Origin of the sequence: Botrimarina mediterranea, from assembly GCF_007753265.1 — a bacterium.
In the GTDB taxonomy this organism is placed as follows: Bacteria; Planctomycetota; Planctomycetia; order Pirellulales; family Lacipirellulaceae; genus Botrimarina; species Botrimarina mediterranea.
This window is the reverse complement of the sequence record NZ_CP036349.1, coordinates 3,532,570-3,552,773: the sequence shown is the minus strand read 5'-3', so window position 1 is coordinate 3,552,773 and position 20,204 is coordinate 3,532,570. Positions and strand designations below refer to the sequence as shown.

Here is a 20,204-nt window from a genome sequence, read left to right as displayed (position 1 = left end):
GATGATCCAGTTCGAAGGCGTCTCTCGCAGCTACGGCGACACGCTCGCGGTGCGGGGTCTCGATCTACGGATCGAGTCGGGAGAGCTGTTCGCCCTCTTGGGCCACAACGGCGCCGGTAAGACGACCACGATCAAGATGATGGTCGGCCTGCTCAGGCCGGCCTCCGGTCGCGTCCTCATCGACGGTTTCGACACGGTCTCACAAGTCCGCGAAGCCACCAGCCGTATCGGCTACGTCCCCGACGAGCCCTACCTCTACGACAAGCTTTCAGGACGCGAGTTCCTCAGCTTTGTCGCCGAGATGCACGGCATGTCGCGCCGTGAGGCGGCCGCGGCGATCGATCGCGAGATCGAGCGCTTCGGTCTCGGCCGGTTTGCCGACGAGCTTGCCGAGAGCTATTCGCACGGCATGAAGCAGCGGACGGTGTTCGCCGCCGCCCTGCTGCACGACCCACCGGTGTTGATTGTCGATGAGCCGCTAGTGGGGCTCGACCCGCATAGCATCCGCCTCGTGAAGGACCTGCTTCGCGAACGCACTGCGTCGGGCACGAGCATCTTCATGTCGACCCACACCCTCGCCGCGGCGGAGGAGATCGCCGATCGCATCGGCGTGATGCAGCAGGGCAAACTGATCTTCTTGGGGACGGTCGAGGAGCTGCGGCACAAGTATCACGCCGAAGGGCAATCTCTCGAATCGCTCTACTTATCGATTGTTGGCGAGAACGTCGGCGGCGTCACCGCGGAGGAAGAGGCCACGCATCAGGTCGAACCCCCTTCCATGCTCGATGGGACCGAATGAACAACCCCGCTGGGAGCAACGCGAGGCTGTCCGCAAATCCAGCCGGAAACGAGATCGACCCACGGGTCGAAGCGGCCCTGTTCCGCCGCATCCGCGCGACGGAGACGGTCGCTCACTTGCGACAGCTGATGGCGACGGCTCGCCTGCGGACGCTGCTGGTCGTGGGGCTGAGTATCTTCTTCTGGTGCGGGCTGTTTGCGCTGTTTTACGTCGGCTTCGACTTCCTGCGTGAGAATATCGCCCGCCCCGGCGAGGTCTACCACGCCAAGACGGTGGAGTTCGTGTTCCACCTGTTCTTCGCGTCGCTCAACGTGATGCTCGTTTTCTCGTCGGGCATCATCCTCTACGGCGGCCTCTTCAGCTCCGACGAGACTCGATTCTTGCTCACCACACCCGCTCGCGAAGAGCGGATCGTGCTGCACAAGTTTCAAGAGGCGACGCTCTTCAGCAGTTGGGGCTTCTTCCTGCTCGCCAGCCCGCTGACGCTCGCCTACGGCATCTCGGTGGGGGCGCCGTGGCACTACTACGTTCTGATCGCACCGCTGATCGCGTCGTTCGTTTACATTCCCTGCGTGATCGGCGCGTTGTGCTGCCTGCTGCTGATCTACAAGCTTGCTCATGTGCGGGTAGCGGTCGTGCTGGTCGTTGCGACGCTGTCGATGTTGGCCGCGGGCGCCGCTATCTGGGAAACGATCGCCGTCGACCGGAAGGAGTTGTTCGAGGACCAGTTCTTCCTCGACACGATCCGCAAGTTTCGTTTTACGCGCGAAGAATGGCTCCCCAGCTCGTGGCTCAGCGACGGTTTGATCGACGCGGCTCAAGCGTCGCCGCGGCTGCCCACGCCGCTGCGAGACACGCCGGTGGTGCGGTCCCTCCTATCGCTGGCGCTACTGGTGACCAACGCGTTGATGGGCCGATTGATCCTCACGACCGTGGCGAGGCGAACCTTCCGTTCGGGGTTCAGTCAGCTCGAGTGCCGTCCGCGTCGTCCGCGCCGCGCCGGCGCGGCATGGGTCGATCGCGTCGCCGCTTGGTTCCTCCAGCCCTTTCCACAGCAGGTGCGGCTCTTGCTAATGAAGGACTGGCGCCTGTTGCGACGCGACCCCGTGCAGTGGTCGCAGTTCTTGATCTTCTTCGGCCTTTTGGGGCTGTATTTTCTCAACGTCGATCAGTTCCGCGTCACCGCCGGCGACATCGAGCACGCCACCTGGGTGAACCTCGTCAGCTTCCTCAACCTAGCGGTGGTGGGGCTCATCCTTTCGACCTTCACGACACGGTTCATCTACCCGATGCTCAGCCTCGAGGGTCGTCGGTTTTGGGTCCTCGGGCTGATGCCGGTGAGCCGCGACACCATCGTGTGGAGCAAGTTCGTGTTCGCCGCGCTCGGGTCGTGGCTCCCCTGCGCCCTACTGATCCTGCTCAGCGACTTGATGTTGCACGTCTCAGCATTGGTGGTGGGCGTTCACCAACTGACGACCGTGCTGCTTTGTGTCGGGTTGGCCGCGCTGGCCGTGGGTTTGGGAGCGATGATGCCCAACTTCCACGAGTCGAGCCCCTCGAAGATCGCCGCGGGATTCGGCGGCACGCTCAACCTCGTGCTCAGCGCGGTCTACATCATCCTGATCGTCTCGTTGACGGCGCTGCCGTGCCATTTCAAATTGATCGCCCACTCCAGCGCGATCAGCTCGGAGTTCTTGAGCGAAAAATACCTCGACCTGTGGCTCGTGCTGGGCGCTGGCCTAGCGGTAGCGGTCGGGCTAACCGCCACGGTGGTGCCGCTCTACCGCGGCGTGCGGGCATTCAACCGGTTAGAGTTCTACTAGGTCAAGGCTGCGTTGAGGCAAAGCGTGCTCTTGGATCGACCTAGAGCGTGCTTCACTTGGCCGTAGCGTTTCTAGCCTCGCTCTGATCCACGGAGCAACGTGGGGACGTCTCGCGCAGAGACGCAGAGGCGCAGAGTTGGATGCCTTCAAGACTCAGGCAAAGCCGCAATGAACGCGTTGCTGTGCGGTCGTTTGCGGCTACGCTCATTTCTCAACGACTTTGTCTTTGCGCCTTGCCGGCTTGGCGTGAGTCTTCGCTGCCTATCCTCTGCGCCTCCGCGTCTCTGCGATCGACGCTACGGCAAAATGAAGTAGGATACAGCGAGGTGGCGAGCTAAACGCACCGCTGAGCGGCGATGCTGCTCAATGGCTTGAATTTCGAGCCGATGACGCGATCGGTACGTTTGTCCACCGGCGGCGCAATCGCCCGTTAGAACGCATCCTCGGCGATCTGGCGCGGGTCTGGCGCGATGGACGATTGTCCGCGGCATTCTGCCGCTCGCGCGCAGGGGTTAAACTGACCGCGTCCGCTGCGGTTACGCTTCCGACTGAACGATCTCGCCCTCACCCCCCCTGCCCCGCCGATGAAGCCGTTCGAGCCGCTCCGCGTCGGGGCGGTGAACTACCTGAACTCGAAGCCGCTGATCCATCGCTTCGAGGAGCACGCCCGCCGGCTAGCCGAGTCGGAGGCGGCGCTTCGTGGCGTGCGGCTCTTGAAAGACCTGCCGAGCCGGCTTGCCGATTCGCTCACGGCGGCGCGGCTCGACGCGGCCCTGGTGCCGGCGTTCGAGGCGCTGGCGGCGCCCGACTGGCGGATTGTTTCGGACGCCTGCGTCGCGGCCGACGGGCCGGTGAGCAGCGTGAAGGTCTACTTCCGTCGCCCGCCCGCCGAGGTGAGGACGCTCGCGCTCGACGAAGGGTCGCGGACGAGCGCGGCCCTGAGTCGCCTCCTGCTCTTGCGTCGTGTCGGCGTCGAGCCGCAGCGCTCGCGTTTGCCGATCGGCGCCGGGCTTGGCGATTCCGACGCGGACGCGGTGCTCCTCATTGGCGACCGCGCGATGCACACGCCGGCTGCTGAGTTGCGAGAGCAGTTCGTTGCCGAATGGGACCTCGCCGAAGAATGGCGCCGCGACACGGGCCTGCCGTTCGTCTTCGCCGTGTGGGCTGCGCGTCCGAACGTGGACGGCGCGGCGCTCGCGGCGTTGTTCGAGGCGATGCGGGACGACGGCTTCGTCGCCTTCTCCGCAATCGCTCAGCAAGAAGGCCCGCCGCTCGGGCTTACGGTCGAGCACGCCGAGCGTTACCTTCGCCAGAACCTGCGGTTCACGCTCGGCCCGCGCGAGCGGCGTGGCCTCGAGCTGTTCCGCCAGCAGTGCCGCGAGGCCGGGCTGCTCCCCGACGCGTCGAACTCCAACACGACTGCAACACCACTGCCCGTCCGATGATCGCCGCTATCAGCGTCCAAGAGATTCTCGCCAAAGCCGCCGAAGGTCAGCGCCTCACGCGCGACGAGGGCGTGCGACTCCTCAAGGAAGCGAGCCTCGCCTCGTTGGGCCGCGCGGCCGACGAGGTGACGCGCCGGCTCCATCCCGAGCCGCACCGCACCTACAACATCGATCGCAACATCAACTACACGAACGTCTGCACCGCGGTGTGCGACTTCTGCGCGTTCTACCGCGGGCCCAAGTCGGACGAGGGCTACGTCCTCTCGATCGACGAGATCCTCAAGAAGGTGCAAGAGACGGTCGAGCTCGGCGGCGAGCAGACGCTGCTGCAAGGCGGCCTGCACCCCGAGTACAAGCTCGAGTGGTACGAGTCGATGCTCGGCGAGATCAAGCGGGCGTTCCCGCAGGTCAACCTGCACGCCTTCAGCCCGCCGGAGATCCATCACTTCACCAAGATCAACAAGCTGCCGCTTCGCGAAGTGCTTGAGCGGTTGATGGCGGCCGGCATGGGGAGCCTCCCCGGCGGCGGCGCCGAGATCCTGGTCGATCGCGTCCGTAAAGAGATCACCCGCGGCAAGGTGCTGTCGGACGACTGGCTGAACGTGATGCGCGAGTGGCACCAGCTCGGCGGCCGCAGCAGCGCGACGATGATGTTCGGTCACGTCGAGACGCTCGAAGAACGGATCGAACACCTCGACCGGTTGCGCGACCTGCAAGACGAGTCGCTTGCGGCGGGCCACAAGGGATTCACCGCGTTCATCTGCTGGACCTTCCAGCGTGATAACACGCAGCTCGACCACCTGCCGCCGGCCGGCGCCCACGAGTACCTCAAGACCAACGCTGTCGCGCGGCTCTATCTCGACAACTTCGCCAACCTCCAATCGAGCTGGGTGACGCAGGGGCTCAAGGTCGGCCAGATGGCGATGCTCTACGGCGCCAACGACATGGGGAGCCTGATGATCGAGGAGAACGTCGTCGCCGAGGCCGGGACCGTTCACTTCCTCACCCTCGACGACATCCGCGGCGCCATCGAAGAGCTGGGGTTCACCCCCCGGCAGCGGAACGTTCATTACGAGTTGGTCGACCCTGAGCACGAAATGCGGGCCGTCAAAGCCGCCCACAAGGGACTGCCGAAGCTTCCGGTAGTGAGCTAGGGTTGAGGTCTGAGGGGGCGCTAAGCCGCGAGCGGCCGGTCATGAACACTGGCGATTGCGGCTTAGCGCCCTCCAACCGAAAGAACCCGCACGACCGTCCCCGTTTCGCGCCGCCCGTCGCCTATGCCTCCTGTGACGAGCCCCGTAGAGACGGTTGACGCCGAGACGCCGCCCCTCGGCCGCCCGATGGTCGAGGTCGTCGATCTCACCAAGGCGTACGATGACTTGGCGCGCGGCGAAGTGCTGGCCGTCGATCATCTGTCGTTCTCGGCGCACTCGGGCGAGGTCTTTGGCCTCCTCGGCCCCAACGGCGCCGGCAAGACGACCGCGCTGCGGATTCTCACGACGCTGCTAAAGCCGACGGCCGGCGTCGCCCGGGTGAACGGCTTCGACTGCGTCGAGCAGGCCGAGCTGGTCCGCAATCAGATCGGCTTCATCTCGGCGAACACGGCCGTCTACGACCGGATGACGGCGTGGGAGTTCGTCGAGTACTTCGGCCGCCTGCACGGCCTCGCGCCGGCGCAGCTGCGTGACCGGATGGAGTGGCTATTCACCAAGCTGCGGATGGACGACCTCCGCGACACGCTTGGCGCGAAGATGTCCACCGGCATGAAGCAGAAAACCTCGATCGCCCGTGCGCTAGTCCACGACCCGCCGGTGATCGTCTTCGACGAAGCGACTAACGGTCTCGACGCCTTTGCCGCGCGGGCGTCGCTCGACGCGGTCGCCGAGCTACGCGACGAAGGAAAGTGCGTCGTCTTCTCCACGCACATCATGAGCGAGGTCCAGCGCATCTGCGACCGCATCGCCGTGATGTACCGCGGCAAGATCATCGACTGCGGCCCGATGGACGACCTCCGCGAGCGCCACGGCGAGGATGACTTAGAAGAGCTGTTCTTCCACCTCGTCTCGAACGCTGAACGCGAGGCGATCGAAAGGAAGGGAGATGATGGGGGTGTGGGGGGATAATGGGGATGGACGATTGGCGGGGCGGCCCGACGCGGTGTGGAGCTTGTTTATAGGAGGCGTCTCCGACGCCGATTACGCGCACCATGCCGAAATGGCCAAGAGACCGCAATCGGCGTCAGAGACCCCTCCTACAGAATTACTCATTTAGCTGAAGGACTCCCCGTTACGAACCGCCATCCCCCCATCTCCCCAAATCGACAAACCCTCCATCGGCGGCCTGAACAAAACCCGCGACAACTACAGCGATAGACCATCCCCCCATCCCCTCCATGAATCTGCGCAACGTCCTCTGGATTTGGCAGCGTGAGATCCGTGATCAGTTCCGCGATCGGCGGACGCTGTTCATGGTCGCGGTGCTGCCGGTGCTGATGTACCCGCTGCTGGGGACCAGCATGTTCCAGCTGGCGCAGTTCATGCGTCAGACGACGGGCAAGGTCGCCATCTACGGCGCCGACGAACTGCGCGACGTCGAGGGGCTGCCGGCGCTGGTGGACGGGGACCGATTCGCGGCCGACCTGTTTATCGACCCAGAAGAACGCGGGCGGCTGAAAGTCGAGGAGCGGTCGGCGCCGGCCGGCGAGCGGCTTGCTATGGCCGAGGCGGCGGTCGCCGGCGGTGAGATCGACGCCGCGATCTGTTTTCCTGACGACTTTGCCGAGGGCGTCGAGCGTTCGCGCGAAGCCGAGACGACCGACGCCGCCGCGGTAGCGCCGCCACAGCCCGCCGTCCGGTTCAACTCGAGCCGTGAGTCGTCACAGCTCGCCGGCCTGCGCGTAACGAGCTTGTTGCGGCGTTGGAGCGACGCCGTTGTCGCCGGCAACCTGCGGGCCCGCAACGTGCCGATTGCGGCGACACAGCCCTTCTCGGTCGACCAGGTCGATGTGGCGCCGAAGGAATCCCGCAACGCCCAGCTGTGGGCCAAGCTGCTGCCGTTCATTGTCTTCCTATGGGCGCTCACCGGGGCGTTTTACCCCGCGATCGACCTCTGTGCTGGCGAGAAGGAACGCGGCACGCTCGAGACGCTGCTGGCGAGCCCCGCGCGGCGCAGCGAGATTGTCGGCGGCAAGCTGCTGACGGTGATGACTTTCAGCATCTTCACGGCGCTATTGAACCTGGCGAGCCTCGCTTTGACGGCCAAGGTGCTGATGGGTCAGCTGGCCGGAATGGCGGGCCTCGGCGCCGCGTTCGCTCCGCCGCCGGTGTCGGCGATGCTCTGGCTGGTGGTCGCGGTGCTGCCGATGTCGGCGCTGTTCAGCGCCCTGTCGCTCGCTTGCGCGGCGTACGCGCGGAGCACGAAGGAGGGGCAGTACTACTTCATGCCGCTGTTCCTCGCCGCGACGCCGCTGATGCTGATGCCCACGGCGCCGGGCGTCGAACTCAACCTCGGCAACAGCCTAGTCCCCGTAATGGGGCTCGTGTTGCTGCTGCGGGCGACGATCGAGGGCCAAGTCGCGCAAGCCGCGCTCTACCTCGCCCCGGTGATCGCGGTGACGGCGGTCTGTTGCTGGTTGGCGATGCGGTGGGCGGTGTCGCAGTTCAACCAGGAGTCGGTGCTGTTCCGTGAGAGCGAGCGCTTCAGCCCCAAGGCCCAGCTCGCCGCGATGGTCCGCCGCCGGGGCGAGACGCCCTCCGCCGCCGCCGCGATGGCGTGCGTCGCTGGGATCTTCCTGTTGCGGTCCTTGCTGACGCCGCTGATGCCGGCGCCGATCCAGGGCGAATCGGGCTTCGGCTATCTGGCGGTCCTAACCATCCTCTCGCAGCTCCAGATCCTGGCGCCGGCCCTGGCGGTGGCTTGGTTGCTGACGCGCGACCCGCTCCGCAGCCTGCTGCTTAAGGGTCCCGTTCGCGGTCGGGACATCGCTGTCGCCGCCCTCGCTGCCCTCTGCCTGATCCCGCTGAGTGAGCGGCTCAAGACGGGCATCCAGGGGCTCTATCCCTTGCCGGAAGGGGTCGAGGCCCAGTTGGGCGAGGTTTCGCGATGGATCACGGACTCGCCTTCAATCGCTCTAACGGTGCTGCTGCTCGCCGTGCTGCCGGCGGTTTGCGAAGAGCTTGCGTTCCGCGGCGTTGTGCTCTCGGGTTTGCGCAAGTCGCTTGGCGACCTGGGCGGCGTTCTGATGACGGCGGTCTTCTTCGGCGCCGCCCACACGGTGCTCCAGCAGTCGCTCGCCGCGGCTCCTGTAGGCTTCTTGCTGGGACTTATCGCTGTCCGTACCGGTTCGTTGATCCCGTGCGTCGTCTTCCATGCGGTGTACAACGCGTTACAGCTTGTCTCGGCACTCAATGCAGAGGCAATCCGCAACGTCGCCGCTAGCTGGGGCGTTCATGACATGGTTTTCATCGAAATGCCAGCCGAACAGCTAGGCTACGCGACGCCCTTTGCTATCCTGGGGGGCGTCGCGGCGGCCGGGCTCATTTGGGCGCTTGGCAGCCACGACCGCGGCAAACCGCAGGTCGCAGCGCGGCTCGGCACGGCCTCTTGAGGCCTTCTTCGCGGCGGAAACGCCCCTAGCGAGCCTGTGGCGCCGGCGTAGGCGTCGAGACGGAACCTCCGACGCCTGGGGACCGTCCTGTATTTGGCGGAGGCATCCAGCGGGATGCGTCCGCCACCCAAGACGCGGCCCACCGCGACGAACCACCAGCCGGTGGGGAATAAGGCGACAACACGGCGGCGTCCGGGGAGTGAGTTTTCAGTCCCCCGACGGGCCGGCGATCTTTAGGAATACGATGACACGACAGGCTTTGCGAGCCCGATTGGTTTGCCCGGTGGCGGCGCCTCCTATTGAGGACGCGATCGTCGTTATCGAGGGGGACCGCATCCAACGCATCGGCCGTCAGGCGCCGCCGGATGTCGAGGTCGAGGACCTCGGCGACGTAGCCCTCATGCCCGGCTTCGTCAACGCCCACTGCCACCTCGAGTTCAGCGGCCAGAAACGCCCCATCGGCCGCACCGGCATCACGCTGCCGGACTGGATCCGCCAAGTCATCGAGAAGCGGCCCAACGCCAAGAAGATCGGCAAGGCGATCTCGGACGGCCTCGAAGAGAGCATCCGCTACGGCGTCACCACCGTCGCCGAGATCTGCCGCACCGAGACCGAGGCCTACCGCACCGACGGCTACAGCCCGCGGCTAGTCCTGCTACAAGAGTCGATCGGCTTCTCACAGGCCCGCGCGCAGTCGGCGCTCAACGCCGCGGACGCCCGTTTGGAAGACCTCGCCACGCTGACGCGGCCGAGCGACGTCTCGGGCAACGGCCACGCGGCGTCCGTCAACGGGCTAAACGGCTCGAACGGCTACGCCAACGGCCACAGCAACGGCCATGCGAACGGTTACAACGGCATGGGCCTCAACGGCTCGGCGCCGAAGCCGAGCCCGCGCTACCGCCTCGGTGTCAGCCCGCACGCGCCGTACACCGCGTCGCCGGCGCTGATCCGCGAACTCGTCTCGCTCGCCGCAACGCGGCGGATGCCGGTGGCGATGCACCTAGCCGAGTCGCCCGAAGAGCTGCGCCTGCTCGCCGAAGGCCGCGGACCGTTCCAGCAGATCCTCGAAGAGCGTGGCATGTGGGACCCTTGGGTCATCGGCCGCGGCTCAGCGCCGCTCGACTACCTGCGGATGCTCACCCGGGCGCCGAAGTCGCTCGTGGTCCACGGCAACTACCTCGACTACAGCGAGCTGGCGATGATGGCCCGCCAGGCCGGCGCCATGTCGCTGTGCTACTGCCCGCGGACCCACGCCCACTTCAAGCACAAGCCGTACCCGCTGACACAGGCGCTCGAGCTTGGTGTGCCGGTCTGCCTCGGCACCGACAGCCGGGCGTCGAGCCCCGACCTCTCGCTGCTCAGCGAGATGCGCGAAGTCGCCGCACAGCACCCGACCGTCCCGGCCGAGACCGTCCTGCGGATGGGCACCCTCAGCGGCGCCGAAGCGCTGGGCCTCGAAGATGTCGGCGCGATCCGCCCCGGCGCGATGGCCGACCTCGTGAGCGTCCCGCTGCCGAAGAACGCCAAGGGCCGCCCCGACGAGTTGCTCGCCGCGGTGCTCCGTTCCGACGAGGACGTCGAGTACGTCTGGCTCGGCGGCGAAGCGCTTGAGGTCGTCGCGGTTTAGCTTCACCTCTGTTTCTTAAGAGAGCGCGGAAGGCCTGTCGCGATGCGCAAACCCTTGCGGCATGCGCATGGAGTCGAAACCTCTGCGCCGCACCTCAATGCTATTGGCGGCGACGCGGAATGAGTGTCGTCGGCGTTGCTTGGCCGTTGCCTCCCTAAGCTGTTCGACCGATCGGCTAGGTGGCCGATTCTTGGTAGGGATGGCGTGTGAATTGTGGTAAAATCGGCGTATAGGGCACGCGCATCTTTTCTAACTGGAGGCGGTATGGCTCGTATTCTCGTCTTGTTGGCGTTGTGTGCGAATGGTGTCGCTGACGCCGCTTTGATCGGCTCGCCCGAATTCGTCCATCGGTCTGTCCCGGGCGCGCCGGCGGGACATGTGGTTAACGGCATGTCAATCGATTTCGACGGGCAACTTTTCGGACAACAATTGGTAGTGACCCTCACGCAGGGGACGATCTACCAAGATGTATTCGGAACAGAGACGCCACCCAGTCCGGCGTTGTTCCCTATCTTCCCATCATTAGCAGCCGACACCTTCGTGGCGATCGGAGGATACGATTCAGTGACATCGCGGCCCGTCATCGTTATTGGCGGTACAACCGAACTGGGTGTTAACGGCCCGAAGAAGTTCGACAACGTGGGAATCAACATCACGTGGGCTCCAGCGCCCGGCGTGGTCGTCAACGGCGGTAGGGATTTTCCCATCGCGCAGATCACCCTCTCCAATGACGCCAGAGGTTCGTGGCACTACTTTGGCAACGCGGGCGGCACAGGCGTCGTCACGAGTGGCTGTATCTCCGGTGGCGGTTTCAACCTTTGCCCCGAGCCCGCTTCGCTGTTGCTCGCCGGCTTTGGAGCGATTGCCGCAGCCTTACGCCCAACGCGACGAGAGTAACAACCTGCGGCAGAAAACGAGGTCGTCGCCTTTGCTATCAATCGATTTCACTCAACTCCCCCTCTGGAGCAGGCATCGTGAAGCAACTACTCACCTTGGGGGCCATCCTGCTCACCGTCGCGGTTTCTCCGACGCATGCCGCGCTAATTGGACAGCCGGAGTTGATTGAACGATCGATACCGGCGCCGGCGGGGCATGTCGTTAATGGCATGCTGATCAACTTCGACGGCCAGCTCTTCGGTCAACAGTTGTTGGTGACGCTCACGCAGGGAGCGATTTTCCAAGACCCAACCAATCCCGGTGATGGGCCGCCGATTCCAGATCCCTTCTTCCCTGTAAATCCTTCGTTGTCGGCTGACACGTACGTGACACTTGGCGCCTTCGCTTCTTCTCCTGGCTCCTCAAGCATGCTCGTAGTCGGCGGTTCGACGGAGCTCGGAGTGAGTGGCCCCAAACAGTTCGACACCGAAGCGCTCAACGTTGCGTGGGCGCCCGCGCCCGGAGTTGTCATCAATGGCGGCGCCCACTTCCCGATTGCGCAGATCACTCTAACCAACACCGCCCAAGGTTCCTGGCGACTCTACAGCAGCTCGGGTGGCGTTGGGAGGATTGTTAGCGGCGGGATTCTCAACGGCCGTCTCTACAACGTTCCGGAGCCGGTGTCGTTGTTGCTCGCGGGTCTGGGATTCGCTGCAGTAACGGTAGGCCAGCCACGTCATCGAGCGAGGCTTTGAAGAACGAAGCGCGTCTGTCCGACGGCCATTTGGCTATCCCTCTTAAGCCAACCACCTCGTCAAAGTGCAAATCACGAGATACTCCTGTCTAACGCTGCTCTTGATCGCCACAAGTTCAGTCGGGAATGCGGCAACACTGTCTCAGAATGTCACGTTCCCTACCGTCGCGGGGACACCGGCTGGTTATAAGGTCAACGACCTCTCCATTGACTTCACTGGACAACTGTTCGGTCAACAAATGGTGGTGGAGCTGACGTCGGGATCGATCTATCAGAACGCCTCGTTTGGTGCAGAAACAGCGCCCAACGACGCACTCATCCCAATCTTTCCCGAGGTGGCTTCCGACACTTTTGTGACCATCGGCGGTTTCACTCGGAATACGTCGTCGAGTGTGCTCGTTGTCGGCGGCTCAACAGAGTTAGCCGGTTTCGCTGGTCCGAAGAAGTTCGATACCGCAGGCATCAACATTGCTTGGGCTCCGGCGCCGGGAGTGGTCATCAATGGCGGCAACGACTTCCCGATTGCAAGAATTACGCTCTCCGATAACGCGAATGGGACTGTCCACCTTTTCTCGAACTCGGGAGGGCAAGGGGTTGTTTGGAGTAGGCAAATCATTCAGGGCAACCTGTTCGGACTGATTGACCCCCCGGACCCAGACCCTATTTTTCCCGAACCATCGTCGGCGATGTTAACATGGTTTTTGCTGTTCGCCTGCGCGCTCCATTGTGGCAAAAGAGATCAGGTACGAATCGGTCGTACGTCGTTGAACTAACTCTGGCTTGACTAACTTCCATAGGGGATTCGATCATGTGTCGACGCGGTATGCTTGCGGTAATCGCTCTGCTGTTCGTAACCTCGGCGACAAACGCTGCGCTGCTCACTTCTCCACAATGGCGCAGCGCCATTGTGCCGGGAACACCTGCTGGCTACACGGTTTGGGACTTGTACATCAGCTTCGACGAACAGTTGTTCGGTCAGCAAATGGTGGTGGAGTTGACGTCGGGATCGATCTATCAGAACGCCTCATTTGGGACGGAAACTGCGCCCACCGACGCGCTGATCCCTATTTTCCCCGAGGTGGCGTCGGACAGCTTTGTCACCATGGGTGGTTTTACGTCGGGAACCTCTTCCAGCGTTCTCGTGGTGGGCGGGTCTACCGAAATCGCCGGCAAGAACGGGCCGAAAAAGTTCGACACCCAAGGAGTGAACATCGCCTGGGCGCCGGCGCCGGGGGTTGTGATCAATGGGGGGGACGATTTCCCCGTCGCTCGGCTGACGTTTTCGAACGACGCGAGGGGAACGATTTATTTTTTTAGCAACGCGGGAGGAACGGGACAAATTTTTGAGGGTCAGGTCCCTCCGCTTCCTGAGCCCACTACTGCTGCCCTCGTTGGCCTAGGTCTGCTCGCCGCAGCGACCCGTCGGCGCGCCTGAACGTAGACGTCCACGCCTATCGAACCCGCACTCTTGAACGAGACGGACTCAAATGCGTACTCTGCTTGCAGCTGTCGCGATGCTCGGATTGTCGGCAGCCCCTTCGCTCGCGCTGCCGTCTATCAACCTTGTGGACACCGGCGCAAACACGGGGCGGCTCGACATCACCGTGACGGGGAGCGGCTCGATTGCTGCTGAAATTGCACTCACCGATGCGGGAGCTTACTCGCTGACAAACGTCGCCATCAATTCGGCGATCTTCGACACCGCGAACCCAGGAGACAGCCCCTTCATTGAGGGCTCGACTGAGGGCGGAGACAGTCTTGGGTTAACCTTCGAGCCCGAACTGGGCCGCGCCTTTGCCGCTCTTGGCTCGGGGATCGTTGACGGGCCGGGCACCTACACGTTGCTGACATTTGAGTACAGCGTGACCCAGCCCTGGCCCCTCGGCTTCTCGGGAGTTTCGGCGTCGGGGCTCGTAGCGCAAGCGGGCGTCATGACAAGGGGCTTATTCGACCAGTCCGGAGTGGTTGTCGAATTTACTCCTGGCGATTTCGACGGAAGCGGGGCTATTGGTGATGGCGACCTAACGCTGCTACTTTCGAACTGGGGACTGCCCGTACCCCCGGTACCGGCTGGTTGGACAGGAATCCAGCCGACAGCCCCCGGCGTCGGCGATGATGAACTTACGTGGTTGCTTTCCGTGTGGGGGCAGAGCCCCGCCGCAACGACCGCAGCGCCTGAACCCAGCGCGGCCTTTCTTGTCGTCGCGTGTTGGGTAGCGTCTCTTCTTCGCACAGAGCGGAGACGACTCAACTGAGGAACCAGCATTCAGGTCACGGCGACGGCAGTCGATCCTGATGACGCCCGTGCAGCCATACGGCGAGCAGGTGCAGCAGCGCGGGCAGGCCGACTAGCAAGAACGCGGGGTTGGGCAGCGGCATGTCGAACGGCGGGGCGATGAAGTACGCGCCCAGGGACGCCGCGAGCGCCACCACGCTGCCGATCACTTCGTAGCGCGGGCTCCAGGCGATCGCGTAGCCAACGAAAGTCGCGACGACGAGCGCTGTGTAGGTCGCCAAGTAGTACGTGCCGAAGATGTCGTGGTCACGCTCCATCGTGTAAGCGAGTCCGAACAGCAGGGCGGCGGCGAGGCTTCCCCATTGGGCGACACGACGGGTGACGAGTTCAGTTGAGTGAGCGGGGGCAGCGGCGTACATGGTGACGCTCCTAACGACGAGAGTAGTGGGTCCCTCCTGGGGGCCGCGTCTTGTTGGACTTCATCGATCATCGTACGCCGATGCGATCGCGAAATCGCTGCGTCGAATTGACTAGGCGCGTAGGGTCCGCTGGTAGCGGACCGTGGTTGGGGGTAGGCGGTCCAGCGCCCACTGACATGCCCCGTCAGAATCGCGCCGAAGAACTCGATGAGATCAGCACGATGCGAGCCGGGGTGCGCAGCATGCCGCTTTCCACGGTCCGCACAGCGGACCCTACGTTTCAAGAGGCTGCGCCAATAAACGCTCAGATCGCGCGTAGAGATACACGAACGCCGTCGCGCCCGCGCAGAGGAGGTGCCACACCGCGTGGCCTTGCCATAGCGAGTAGGGGTCGCACCACGGGCCGTCGGTGCCGCTGGTGAGGAAGCAGGCGTACGCCGTGAGGAACGTGACCGCTCCCCAGCCGAGGTAGCGTAGGTCGGTCTTCTGCCGTCGGCGGTTGCGCCAGGCGCCGATCAGTTCGATTCCTACCGCGGTGGCGACCATCGCTCCAAAGAGCGTGCTGCCCTTGATGGTGTAGGGCTCGCCAAACGCCAGCCTTGCCGCGATCGCCGCCGCTTGCGCCATCCAGAGCTGCACGAAGTGGCGGTCGCCCAGCCGCAGCAGTCGCGTCGTCGCGTAGGCGATCATCCAGGCGCCCCAGAGGTGCATCGACAGGAGGTCAAGCTCGGCGCCCCAGCGCGTCGTCGAGGCGTGCAGCGACGTGCTGCCCGCGCCGATGAGGATCGAGCAAGACGCGGAGGTCGATGGGTAGAAGACGGTTGTCACCATCCGGTTCGACCACGTCGCCGCCTTGCGCGCGGCTACGTCGCGCGACGCCTGCCAGCCGATGCCCAGTCCGATGGCGAGGAAGCCGAGATTCGAGAACGTGTTGGCGGGTTGAGCGACAAAGCCGTTCTGAATCGCTTCGCAAAACTGCAGCGCGCTGACGCCGTGCTCGCCCGGCCAGCCCAATAGCGCCGTCACGCCGAGAGCCGCGAAGCAGGCGACGGCGACCGCAAGCGGGATGAGAAAGCAGAGACGGGCGTAGGGCATGCGAACGCGGAATAGCCGAAAGGGGTTAGGCAAACTCAACGGTTTACCTCAGTATCCGGGTCGCCGCGATGCGTGGACAAGAGCAACAATTCAACGATCTCCGTCGGCGCCTTGGTAAGACGCCCCGTCGGCGTCCGCAAGGCCCGCGCGACGAAGGGTGTTTTCCCGCACCGTCTCCCAAGCCACCGTAATCACCACACCGGCGTCAAGGTCCGCGGAGCGACGCGCGACCTCAGCGAGCCATTCGGCGGAGAGTACGGCGTTATCGTCGGCCATGGTTGGAATGTCCCTCGCGGCGGAGGGATTGATAACGATAGTTCTAGCAGAAGCCGGCGAAGGAGTGCGGTCGGATTCACTTGCAGGAAATCCGGCGAGCCCCCAACGTTAGTTGGGGGAGTGAAGCGAGCACCGGCGCACTCCCCCGATTAACATCGGGGGCTCGCCGACGACCCGATTGCGAGCCTTTTTACGCAATTCGGAACCGGTCTTGCGTTTGCGCGTCGTTGACCGGTCCGCTGCGCAGTTCGTACACTGCGGGCCTCTGTCGACCGTTTTGACACCGCCCCTTAACGCCTCCACCAGCCCGCCGATGCCCGCCACCACTGCCGACATCACGCAAGCCGCCATCAACGCCATCCGCACCCTGAGTATGGACGCCGTGCAGGCGGCTAACTCGGGGCACCCCGGCACGCCGATGGCCCTGGCGCCGGTCGCCTACAAGCTGTGGGCGGAGGTGATGAAGTACGACCCGGCCCAGCCCGAGTGGCCCAACCGCGATCGCTACGTGCTGTCGTGCGGCCACGCGTCGATGCTGATCTACTCGGTGATCCATCTGGCGGGCGTGAAGAATGAAGACGGCTCCCCGTCGCTGACAATCGAGGACCTTAAGCAATTCCGTCAGCTCGGTAGCAAGACCCCCGGCCACCCCGAGGTCCATCACACCGCGGGCGTTGAGACGACGACCGGCCCCTTGGGTCAGGGCTGCGGCAATTCGGTCGGCATGGCGATCGCCAGCCGCTGGCTCGCCGCGCGCTACAACAAGCCGGGCAAGACGCTCTTCGACTTCAACGTCTACACGCAGTGCAGCGACGGCGACCTGATGGAAGGCGTCGCCACCGAGGCGGCGTCGATCGCCGGGCACCTCGGTCTGTCGAACCTCTGCTGGCTCTACGACGACAACAACATCACCATCGAGGGCGAGACCGAGTTGGCGTTCAGCGAGGACATCGGTAAGAAGTTCGAGGGGATGGGGTGGGCGGTGCAACGCGTCGATGACGCCAACGACCTCGCCGCCCTCGGCCGGGCGATCGACGCCTTCCAGGCCGAGCAAGAGCGGCCGACGATGATCATCGTCAAGAGCGTCATCGGCTACGGCTCGCCCAACAAGGCGAACACCCACGGCGCCCACGGCGCGCCGCTCGGTGACGAAGAGATCAAGCTCACCAAGGAAGCTTACGGCCTCCCCGCGGACCAGAAGTTCTACGTCCCCGACGGCGTTCTGGAACACTTCAACGAAACTCTCGGCAAGCGCGGCGCCGAGGCGTCCGCCGCTTGGCAGAAGCTGTTCGCGGCCTACGAGAAGGAGTTCCCCGAACTGGCGGGCGAGCTGAATAACATCATCGCGGGCCGGGAGCCGCTCGGCTGGGAAGAGGCCGTGCCGACGTTCCCCGCCGACGCCAAGGGCCTCGCGACGCGCGCCTCCAGCGGCAAGACGCTCAACGCGATTGCGCCGCAGTACCCGTGGCTGCTGGGCGGCTCGGCCGACCTCGCGCCCTCGACCAACACGCTGCTGTCGGGCGAGAAGAGCTTCGCCGCCGACGAGCACGCCGGCCGCAACTTCCACTGGGGCATCCGTGAACACGGCATGGCGGCCGCCGCCAACGGCATGTCGCTCTGTGGATTGCGTCCGTACGTGGCGACGTTCTTCGTGTTCAGCGACTACTGCCGCCCGTCGATCCGCTTGGCGTCGATCATGAACCAGGCGGTGATCTACGTCTTCACGCACGACTCGATCGGCGTCGGCGAAGACGGCCCGACGCACCAACCCGTCGAGCAGCTCGCCGCGTGCCGCGCGATCCCGGGCCTGCACGTGCTGCGTCCCGGCGACGCCAACGAGACGGCCCAGGCGTGGAAGACGGCGCTCAAGGAGCAGCTGCGTCCCACCGCGCTGATCCTCACCCGCCAGAATCTGCCGACGATCGACCGAGACAAGTACGCCTCGGCCGAGGGCGTCGCGAAGGGCGCTTACGTCCTCGCCGACGCCCCGAGCGGCAAGCCTACCGTCATCCTGATGGCGTCGGGCAGCGAGCTACAGCTCGCCGTCGCCGCGTACGAGAAGCTTGTCGCCGACGGCGTCGAAGCCCGTGTTGTTAGCATGCCGTCGATGGAGATCTTCGAGAAGCAAGAAGACGCTTACAAGGAGTTGGTCTTGCCGCGAAAAGTGGAGGCGCGCGTCGCGGTCGAGGCGGCGATCCGTCAGCCGTGGGACCGCTACCTTGGCCTCGCCGGCGAGTTCGTCGGCATGGACACCTACGGCGCCTCGGGCCCGCAGGAGAAAGTCTTTGCCCAGCGTGGCATCACCGTGGACGGCGTTGTCGAGGCCGCCAAGCGAGTCCTGGCGTGATCGCGCGGCCGCTCGTCGTCGTCTTGTTGCTGGTCGCTGCCGTAGCGAATGCCGCGGACTGGCGCGCGAGCCTGCCGTCGGGCTGGTTCGTGGCGGTTGAGGCGAAGGACTTGGCGACGCTCGAGGCGGGCGCCGCGAAGCTCTTCGCGCCGTGGGGCCGCAAGGTCCCGCCAATCGGCAAGTCGCTCGCAACGATGCTGCCGGGCGTCGAGATCACGGAGCGTCCGTGGGGCTTCGCGCTCGCTCCGGGCAAGCAAGGGAGCCTGAGCCCCGTCGCGTACCTGCCGACGGACGACTTCGACGCCCTCTGCGACGCGCTCAACGCCGACCGCGCCGACAGCGTCGCGGTCGCCAACGTCTCGGGCTACGACCTGACGCTCGTGGACCTCGACGGCTGGGTGCAGGTCGGCCTGCTCGACGGGTTGGCCGCCGCTGACGAAGGCGACGGCCCGAGCGAGCCGGCCGCTTGGTCGGTCGATGGCGGCGTGAGGCTGGTGGTGTCGAGGGCGGGGCAGCATCGACTCGCCGCAGGGCTCAAGCAGCGTCGGCAAGGACAGCTCGCCGCCGGGCAAGGCCGCATCGGGCCGTGGCGCTGGCCGCGCGGCTTCGACGAGTATCTCGATCAGCTAGCGCCCTACGCGCCGCTTGCGAACGAGCTGGCGTCGTGGAACGAGCCGCTAGAGGTGGCGGTCACGATGGACGACGGCGCCGTGCAGCTCACTTCGGAAATCTCTCAAGCAGTCACTCCGATCGACTCGGCGACCGCCGCCAACTACTCGGCGCCCGATGGCGCGATCAGCCACGCCGTCTTGCCCTACGGCCTCCCCGAGCAGTTCATCGATCTCGCCATCGCTTGGATGAGGTGTCGGCCCGATGAGATCGACGCCCCCGAGTACCCGCAGCCGCAATGGGACGACGTCGCCGAGGCGTACCGGGAACTGTTGTCGCGTTACCGGTCCGTCGCGATGCTACGGCGTCTGCCCGCTAAGGGCGAGCCGGTCGCGACGAACGACGTCGCGACGTTCGCCTGGGACGGCGACGCGGCGTCGCTTGGCGACACGTTGCAGCTAACGACGCTGCGTTGGAACCAACTCATCGACGCCGCCGAGGCGCGGATGCCGCTGCGGCTCGAGATGGCGCCGCTCGAAGACGCCGAGGGCTGGCGCATCTCGACCGACCTCTTCAAGGGTTTTGGCTTGGACCGCAGCCCCGAGGTCCAGGCCGTGTTCGACCGTTACTACGGTGGCGACGTGCTGGCGATCGATATCACGCGCCGCGACGAGTCGAACGAGTGGCTGGTCAGTTACGGCGAGCCGGCGATGGAGCTGTTGAAATCGGATCCCGCCAAGGCGACTGCCGACCGTCCCGTGCTGGCCAATCGTCCCGTGCTGATCGAGGGCGAGCTGCGCCTCGACCGCTGGTTCGCCTGGAAATCGATGATCGAAGCGATCGACGAGCAGGGGACAATCGGCTTCCGCCCCCGCAAGCCGATGGCCGAATCGCCCGCTGCGACGCTGCGCGTCACGGGTGGCGACTCGCTCAGCATTGATTCGATGCTGCCTATCGCGACCTACGAGAACGCCGTCACTCACTGGCGATCGAACGAGAAGCCGAAACGGCCGTAACGCGCGCCAATACAGCGTGGCGGAATCCGCTCCCGCGATTGTGAACGTCTAGAGCGTGCTTCACTTGGCCGTAGCGTTTCTAGCCTCGCTCTGATCCACGGAGCAACGTGGGGAAGTGTCGCGCAGAGACGCAGAGTTGGATGCCTCCAAGACTCACGCAAAGGCGCTAAGCCGCAAAGAACGCGTTGCTGTGCGATCGTTAGCGGCTACGCTCATTTCTCAACGACCTTGTCTTTGCGCCTTGGGGGCTTGGCGTGAGTCTTCGCTGCCTACCCT

At 64.6% G+C, this 20,204-nt stretch carries 17 protein-coding genes; 14 read left to right on the top strand and 3 right to left on the bottom strand.

Annotated elements, in window-relative coordinates; translation table 11 throughout:
* Position 1 precedes the first annotated feature (1 nt).
* The 12 genes from Spa11_RS13625 (at position 2) to Spa11_RS13570 (ending at position 14,185) form a co-directional block, all read left to right on the top strand.
* Positions 2-799, top strand: coding sequence for an ABC transporter ATP-binding protein (locus Spa11_RS13625; RefSeq protein WP_145113136.1), 798 nt, complete (start codon positions 2-4; stop codon positions 797-799).
* Complete coding sequence (locus tag Spa11_RS13620; protein ID WP_145113135.1) at positions 796-2,622, top strand: putative ABC transporter permease subunit; 1,827 nt, start codon at positions 796-798, stop codon at positions 2,620-2,622. Before Spa11_RS13625 ends, Spa11_RS13620 begins: the two co-directional genes overlap by 4 nt.
* A gap of 584 nt (positions 2,623-3,206) precedes the next feature.
* Positions 3,207-4,067 (top strand): menaquinone biosynthetic enzyme MqnA/MqnD family protein, encoded by an 861-nt coding sequence (locus Spa11_RS13615; protein ID WP_145113133.1) that lies wholly within the window; start codon positions 3,207-3,209, stop codon positions 4,065-4,067.
* Positions 4,064-5,221 (top strand): cyclic dehypoxanthinyl futalosine synthase, encoded by a 1,158-nt coding sequence (gene mqnC / locus Spa11_RS13610; RefSeq protein ID WP_145113131.1) that lies wholly within the window; start codon positions 4,064-4,066, stop codon positions 5,219-5,221. Before Spa11_RS13615 ends, mqnC begins: the two co-directional genes overlap by 4 nt.
* Positions 5,222-5,407: 186 nt before the next feature.
* On the top strand, positions 5,408-6,190 hold the full coding sequence (locus Spa11_RS13605; protein ID WP_145117009.1) for an ABC transporter ATP-binding protein: 783 nt from the start codon (positions 5,408-5,410) through the stop codon (positions 6,188-6,190).
* Between the two features lie 269 nt (positions 6,191-6,459).
* Positions 6,460-8,673, top strand: coding sequence for an ABC transporter permease subunit/CPBP intramembrane protease (locus Spa11_RS13600; protein WP_145113129.1), 2,214 nt, complete (start codon positions 6,460-6,462; stop codon positions 8,671-8,673).
* A gap of 283 nt (positions 8,674-8,956) precedes the next feature.
* The gene (locus Spa11_RS13595; protein WP_231932928.1) at positions 8,957-10,300 is read left to right on the top strand and encodes an amidohydrolase family protein; all 1,344 of its coding nucleotides are present in this window, start codon (positions 8,957-8,959) and stop codon (positions 10,298-10,300) included.
* Positions 10,301-10,564: 264 nt separating this feature from the next.
* Positions 10,565-11,197: a PEP-CTERM sorting domain-containing protein gene (locus Spa11_RS13590; RefSeq protein WP_145113125.1), complete on the top strand. Its 633-nt coding sequence runs from the start codon at positions 10,565-10,567 to the stop codon at positions 11,195-11,197.
* A 77-nt stretch (positions 11,198-11,274) separates the two neighbouring features.
* Complete coding sequence (locus Spa11_RS13585; protein ID WP_145113123.1) at positions 11,275-11,931, top strand: hypothetical protein; 657 nt, start codon at positions 11,275-11,277, stop codon at positions 11,929-11,931.
* Positions 11,932-12,031: 100 nt separating this feature from the next.
* Positions 12,032-12,703, top strand: coding sequence for a hypothetical protein (locus tag Spa11_RS13580; RefSeq protein WP_145113121.1), 672 nt, complete (start codon positions 12,032-12,034; stop codon positions 12,701-12,703).
* A 50-nt stretch (positions 12,704-12,753) separates the two neighbouring features.
* Complete coding sequence (locus Spa11_RS13575; RefSeq protein ID WP_197529387.1) at positions 12,754-13,365, top strand: PEP-CTERM sorting domain-containing protein; 612 nt, start codon at positions 12,754-12,756, stop codon at positions 13,363-13,365.
* A gap of 52 nt (positions 13,366-13,417) precedes the next feature.
* Positions 13,418-14,185 carry a hypothetical protein gene (locus Spa11_RS13570; protein ID WP_145113117.1) on the top strand — a complete coding sequence of 256 codons (768 nt, stop codon included), beginning with the start codon at positions 13,418-13,420 and terminating at the stop codon, positions 14,183-14,185.
* A gap of 16 nt (positions 14,186-14,201) precedes the next feature.
* Here Spa11_RS13570 and Spa11_RS13565 read toward each other — a convergent pair whose 3' ends face one another.
* The 3 genes from Spa11_RS13565 to Spa11_RS13555 all read right to left on the bottom strand — a co-directional run bounded on the left by Spa11_RS13565 (position 14,202) and on the right by Spa11_RS13555 (position 15,956).
* Positions 14,202-14,585, bottom strand: a complete 384-nt coding sequence (locus Spa11_RS13565) for a hypothetical protein (protein ID WP_145113115.1) — start codon at positions 14,583-14,585, stop codon at positions 14,202-14,204.
* A gap of 273 nt (positions 14,586-14,858) precedes the next feature.
* Positions 14,859-15,680, bottom strand: a complete 822-nt coding sequence (locus Spa11_RS13560) for a ceramidase domain-containing protein (protein WP_145113113.1) — start codon at positions 15,678-15,680, stop codon at positions 14,859-14,861.
* 90 nt (positions 15,681-15,770) lie between these two features.
* Positions 15,771-15,956 (bottom strand): hypothetical protein, encoded by a 186-nt coding sequence (locus tag Spa11_RS13555; protein ID WP_145113111.1) that lies wholly within the window; start codon positions 15,954-15,956, stop codon positions 15,771-15,773.
* A gap of 313 nt (positions 15,957-16,269) precedes the next feature.
* On the opposite strand from Spa11_RS13555, the gene tkt reads away from it, so the two are divergent.
* The gene (gene tkt / locus Spa11_RS13550; RefSeq protein WP_145113109.1) at positions 16,270-18,303 is read left to right on the top strand and encodes a transketolase; all 2,034 of its coding nucleotides are present in this window, start codon (positions 16,270-16,272) and stop codon (positions 18,301-18,303) included.
* The gene (locus Spa11_RS13545; protein WP_145113107.1) at positions 18,300-19,928 is read left to right on the top strand and encodes a hypothetical protein; all 1,629 of its coding nucleotides are present in this window, start codon (positions 18,300-18,302) and stop codon (positions 19,926-19,928) included. Before tkt ends, Spa11_RS13545 begins: the two co-directional genes overlap by 4 nt.
* Positions 19,929-20,204 lie beyond the last annotated feature (276 nt).

Bases quoted from the DNA above. Each gene is read 5' to 3' on its own strand.
- Spa11_RS13625 (WP_145113136.1), top strand. From the start codon at position 2: ATGATCCAGTTCGAAGGCGTCTCTCGCAGCTACGGCGACACGCTCGCG.
- Spa11_RS13620 (WP_145113135.1), top strand. From the start codon at position 796: ATGAACAACCCCGCTGGGAGCAACGCGAGGCTGTCCGCAAATCCAGCC.
- Spa11_RS13615 (WP_145113133.1), top strand. From the start codon at position 3,207: ATGAAGCCGTTCGAGCCGCTCCGCGTCGGGGCGGTGAACTACCTGAAC.
- mqnC (WP_145113131.1), top strand. From the start codon at position 4,064: ATGATCGCCGCTATCAGCGTCCAAGAGATTCTCGCCAAAGCCGCCGAA.
- Spa11_RS13605 (WP_145117009.1), top strand. From the start codon at position 5,408: ATGGTCGAGGTCGTCGATCTCACCAAGGCGTACGATGACTTGGCGCGC.
- Spa11_RS13600 (WP_145113129.1), top strand. From the start codon at position 6,460: ATGAATCTGCGCAACGTCCTCTGGATTTGGCAGCGTGAGATCCGTGAT.
- Spa11_RS13590 (WP_145113125.1), top strand. From the start codon at position 10,565: ATGGCTCGTATTCTCGTCTTGTTGGCGTTGTGTGCGAATGGTGTCGCT.
- Spa11_RS13575 (WP_197529387.1), top strand. From the start codon at position 12,754: ATGCTTGCGGTAATCGCTCTGCTGTTCGTAACCTCGGCGACAAACGCT.
- Spa11_RS13570 (WP_145113117.1), top strand. From the start codon at position 13,418: ATGCGTACTCTGCTTGCAGCTGTCGCGATGCTCGGATTGTCGGCAGCC.
- Spa11_RS13565 (WP_145113115.1), bottom strand. From the start codon at position 14,585: ATGTACGCCGCTGCCCCCGCTCACTCAACTGAACTCGTCACCCGTCGT.
- Spa11_RS13560 (WP_145113113.1), bottom strand. From the start codon at position 15,680: ATGCCCTACGCCCGTCTCTGCTTTCTCATCCCGCTTGCGGTCGCCGTC.
- Spa11_RS13555 (WP_145113111.1), bottom strand. From the start codon at position 15,956: ATGGCCGACGATAACGCCGTACTCTCCGCCGAATGGCTCGCTGAGGTC.
- tkt (WP_145113109.1), top strand. From the start codon at position 16,270: ATGCCCGCCACCACTGCCGACATCACGCAAGCCGCCATCAACGCCATC.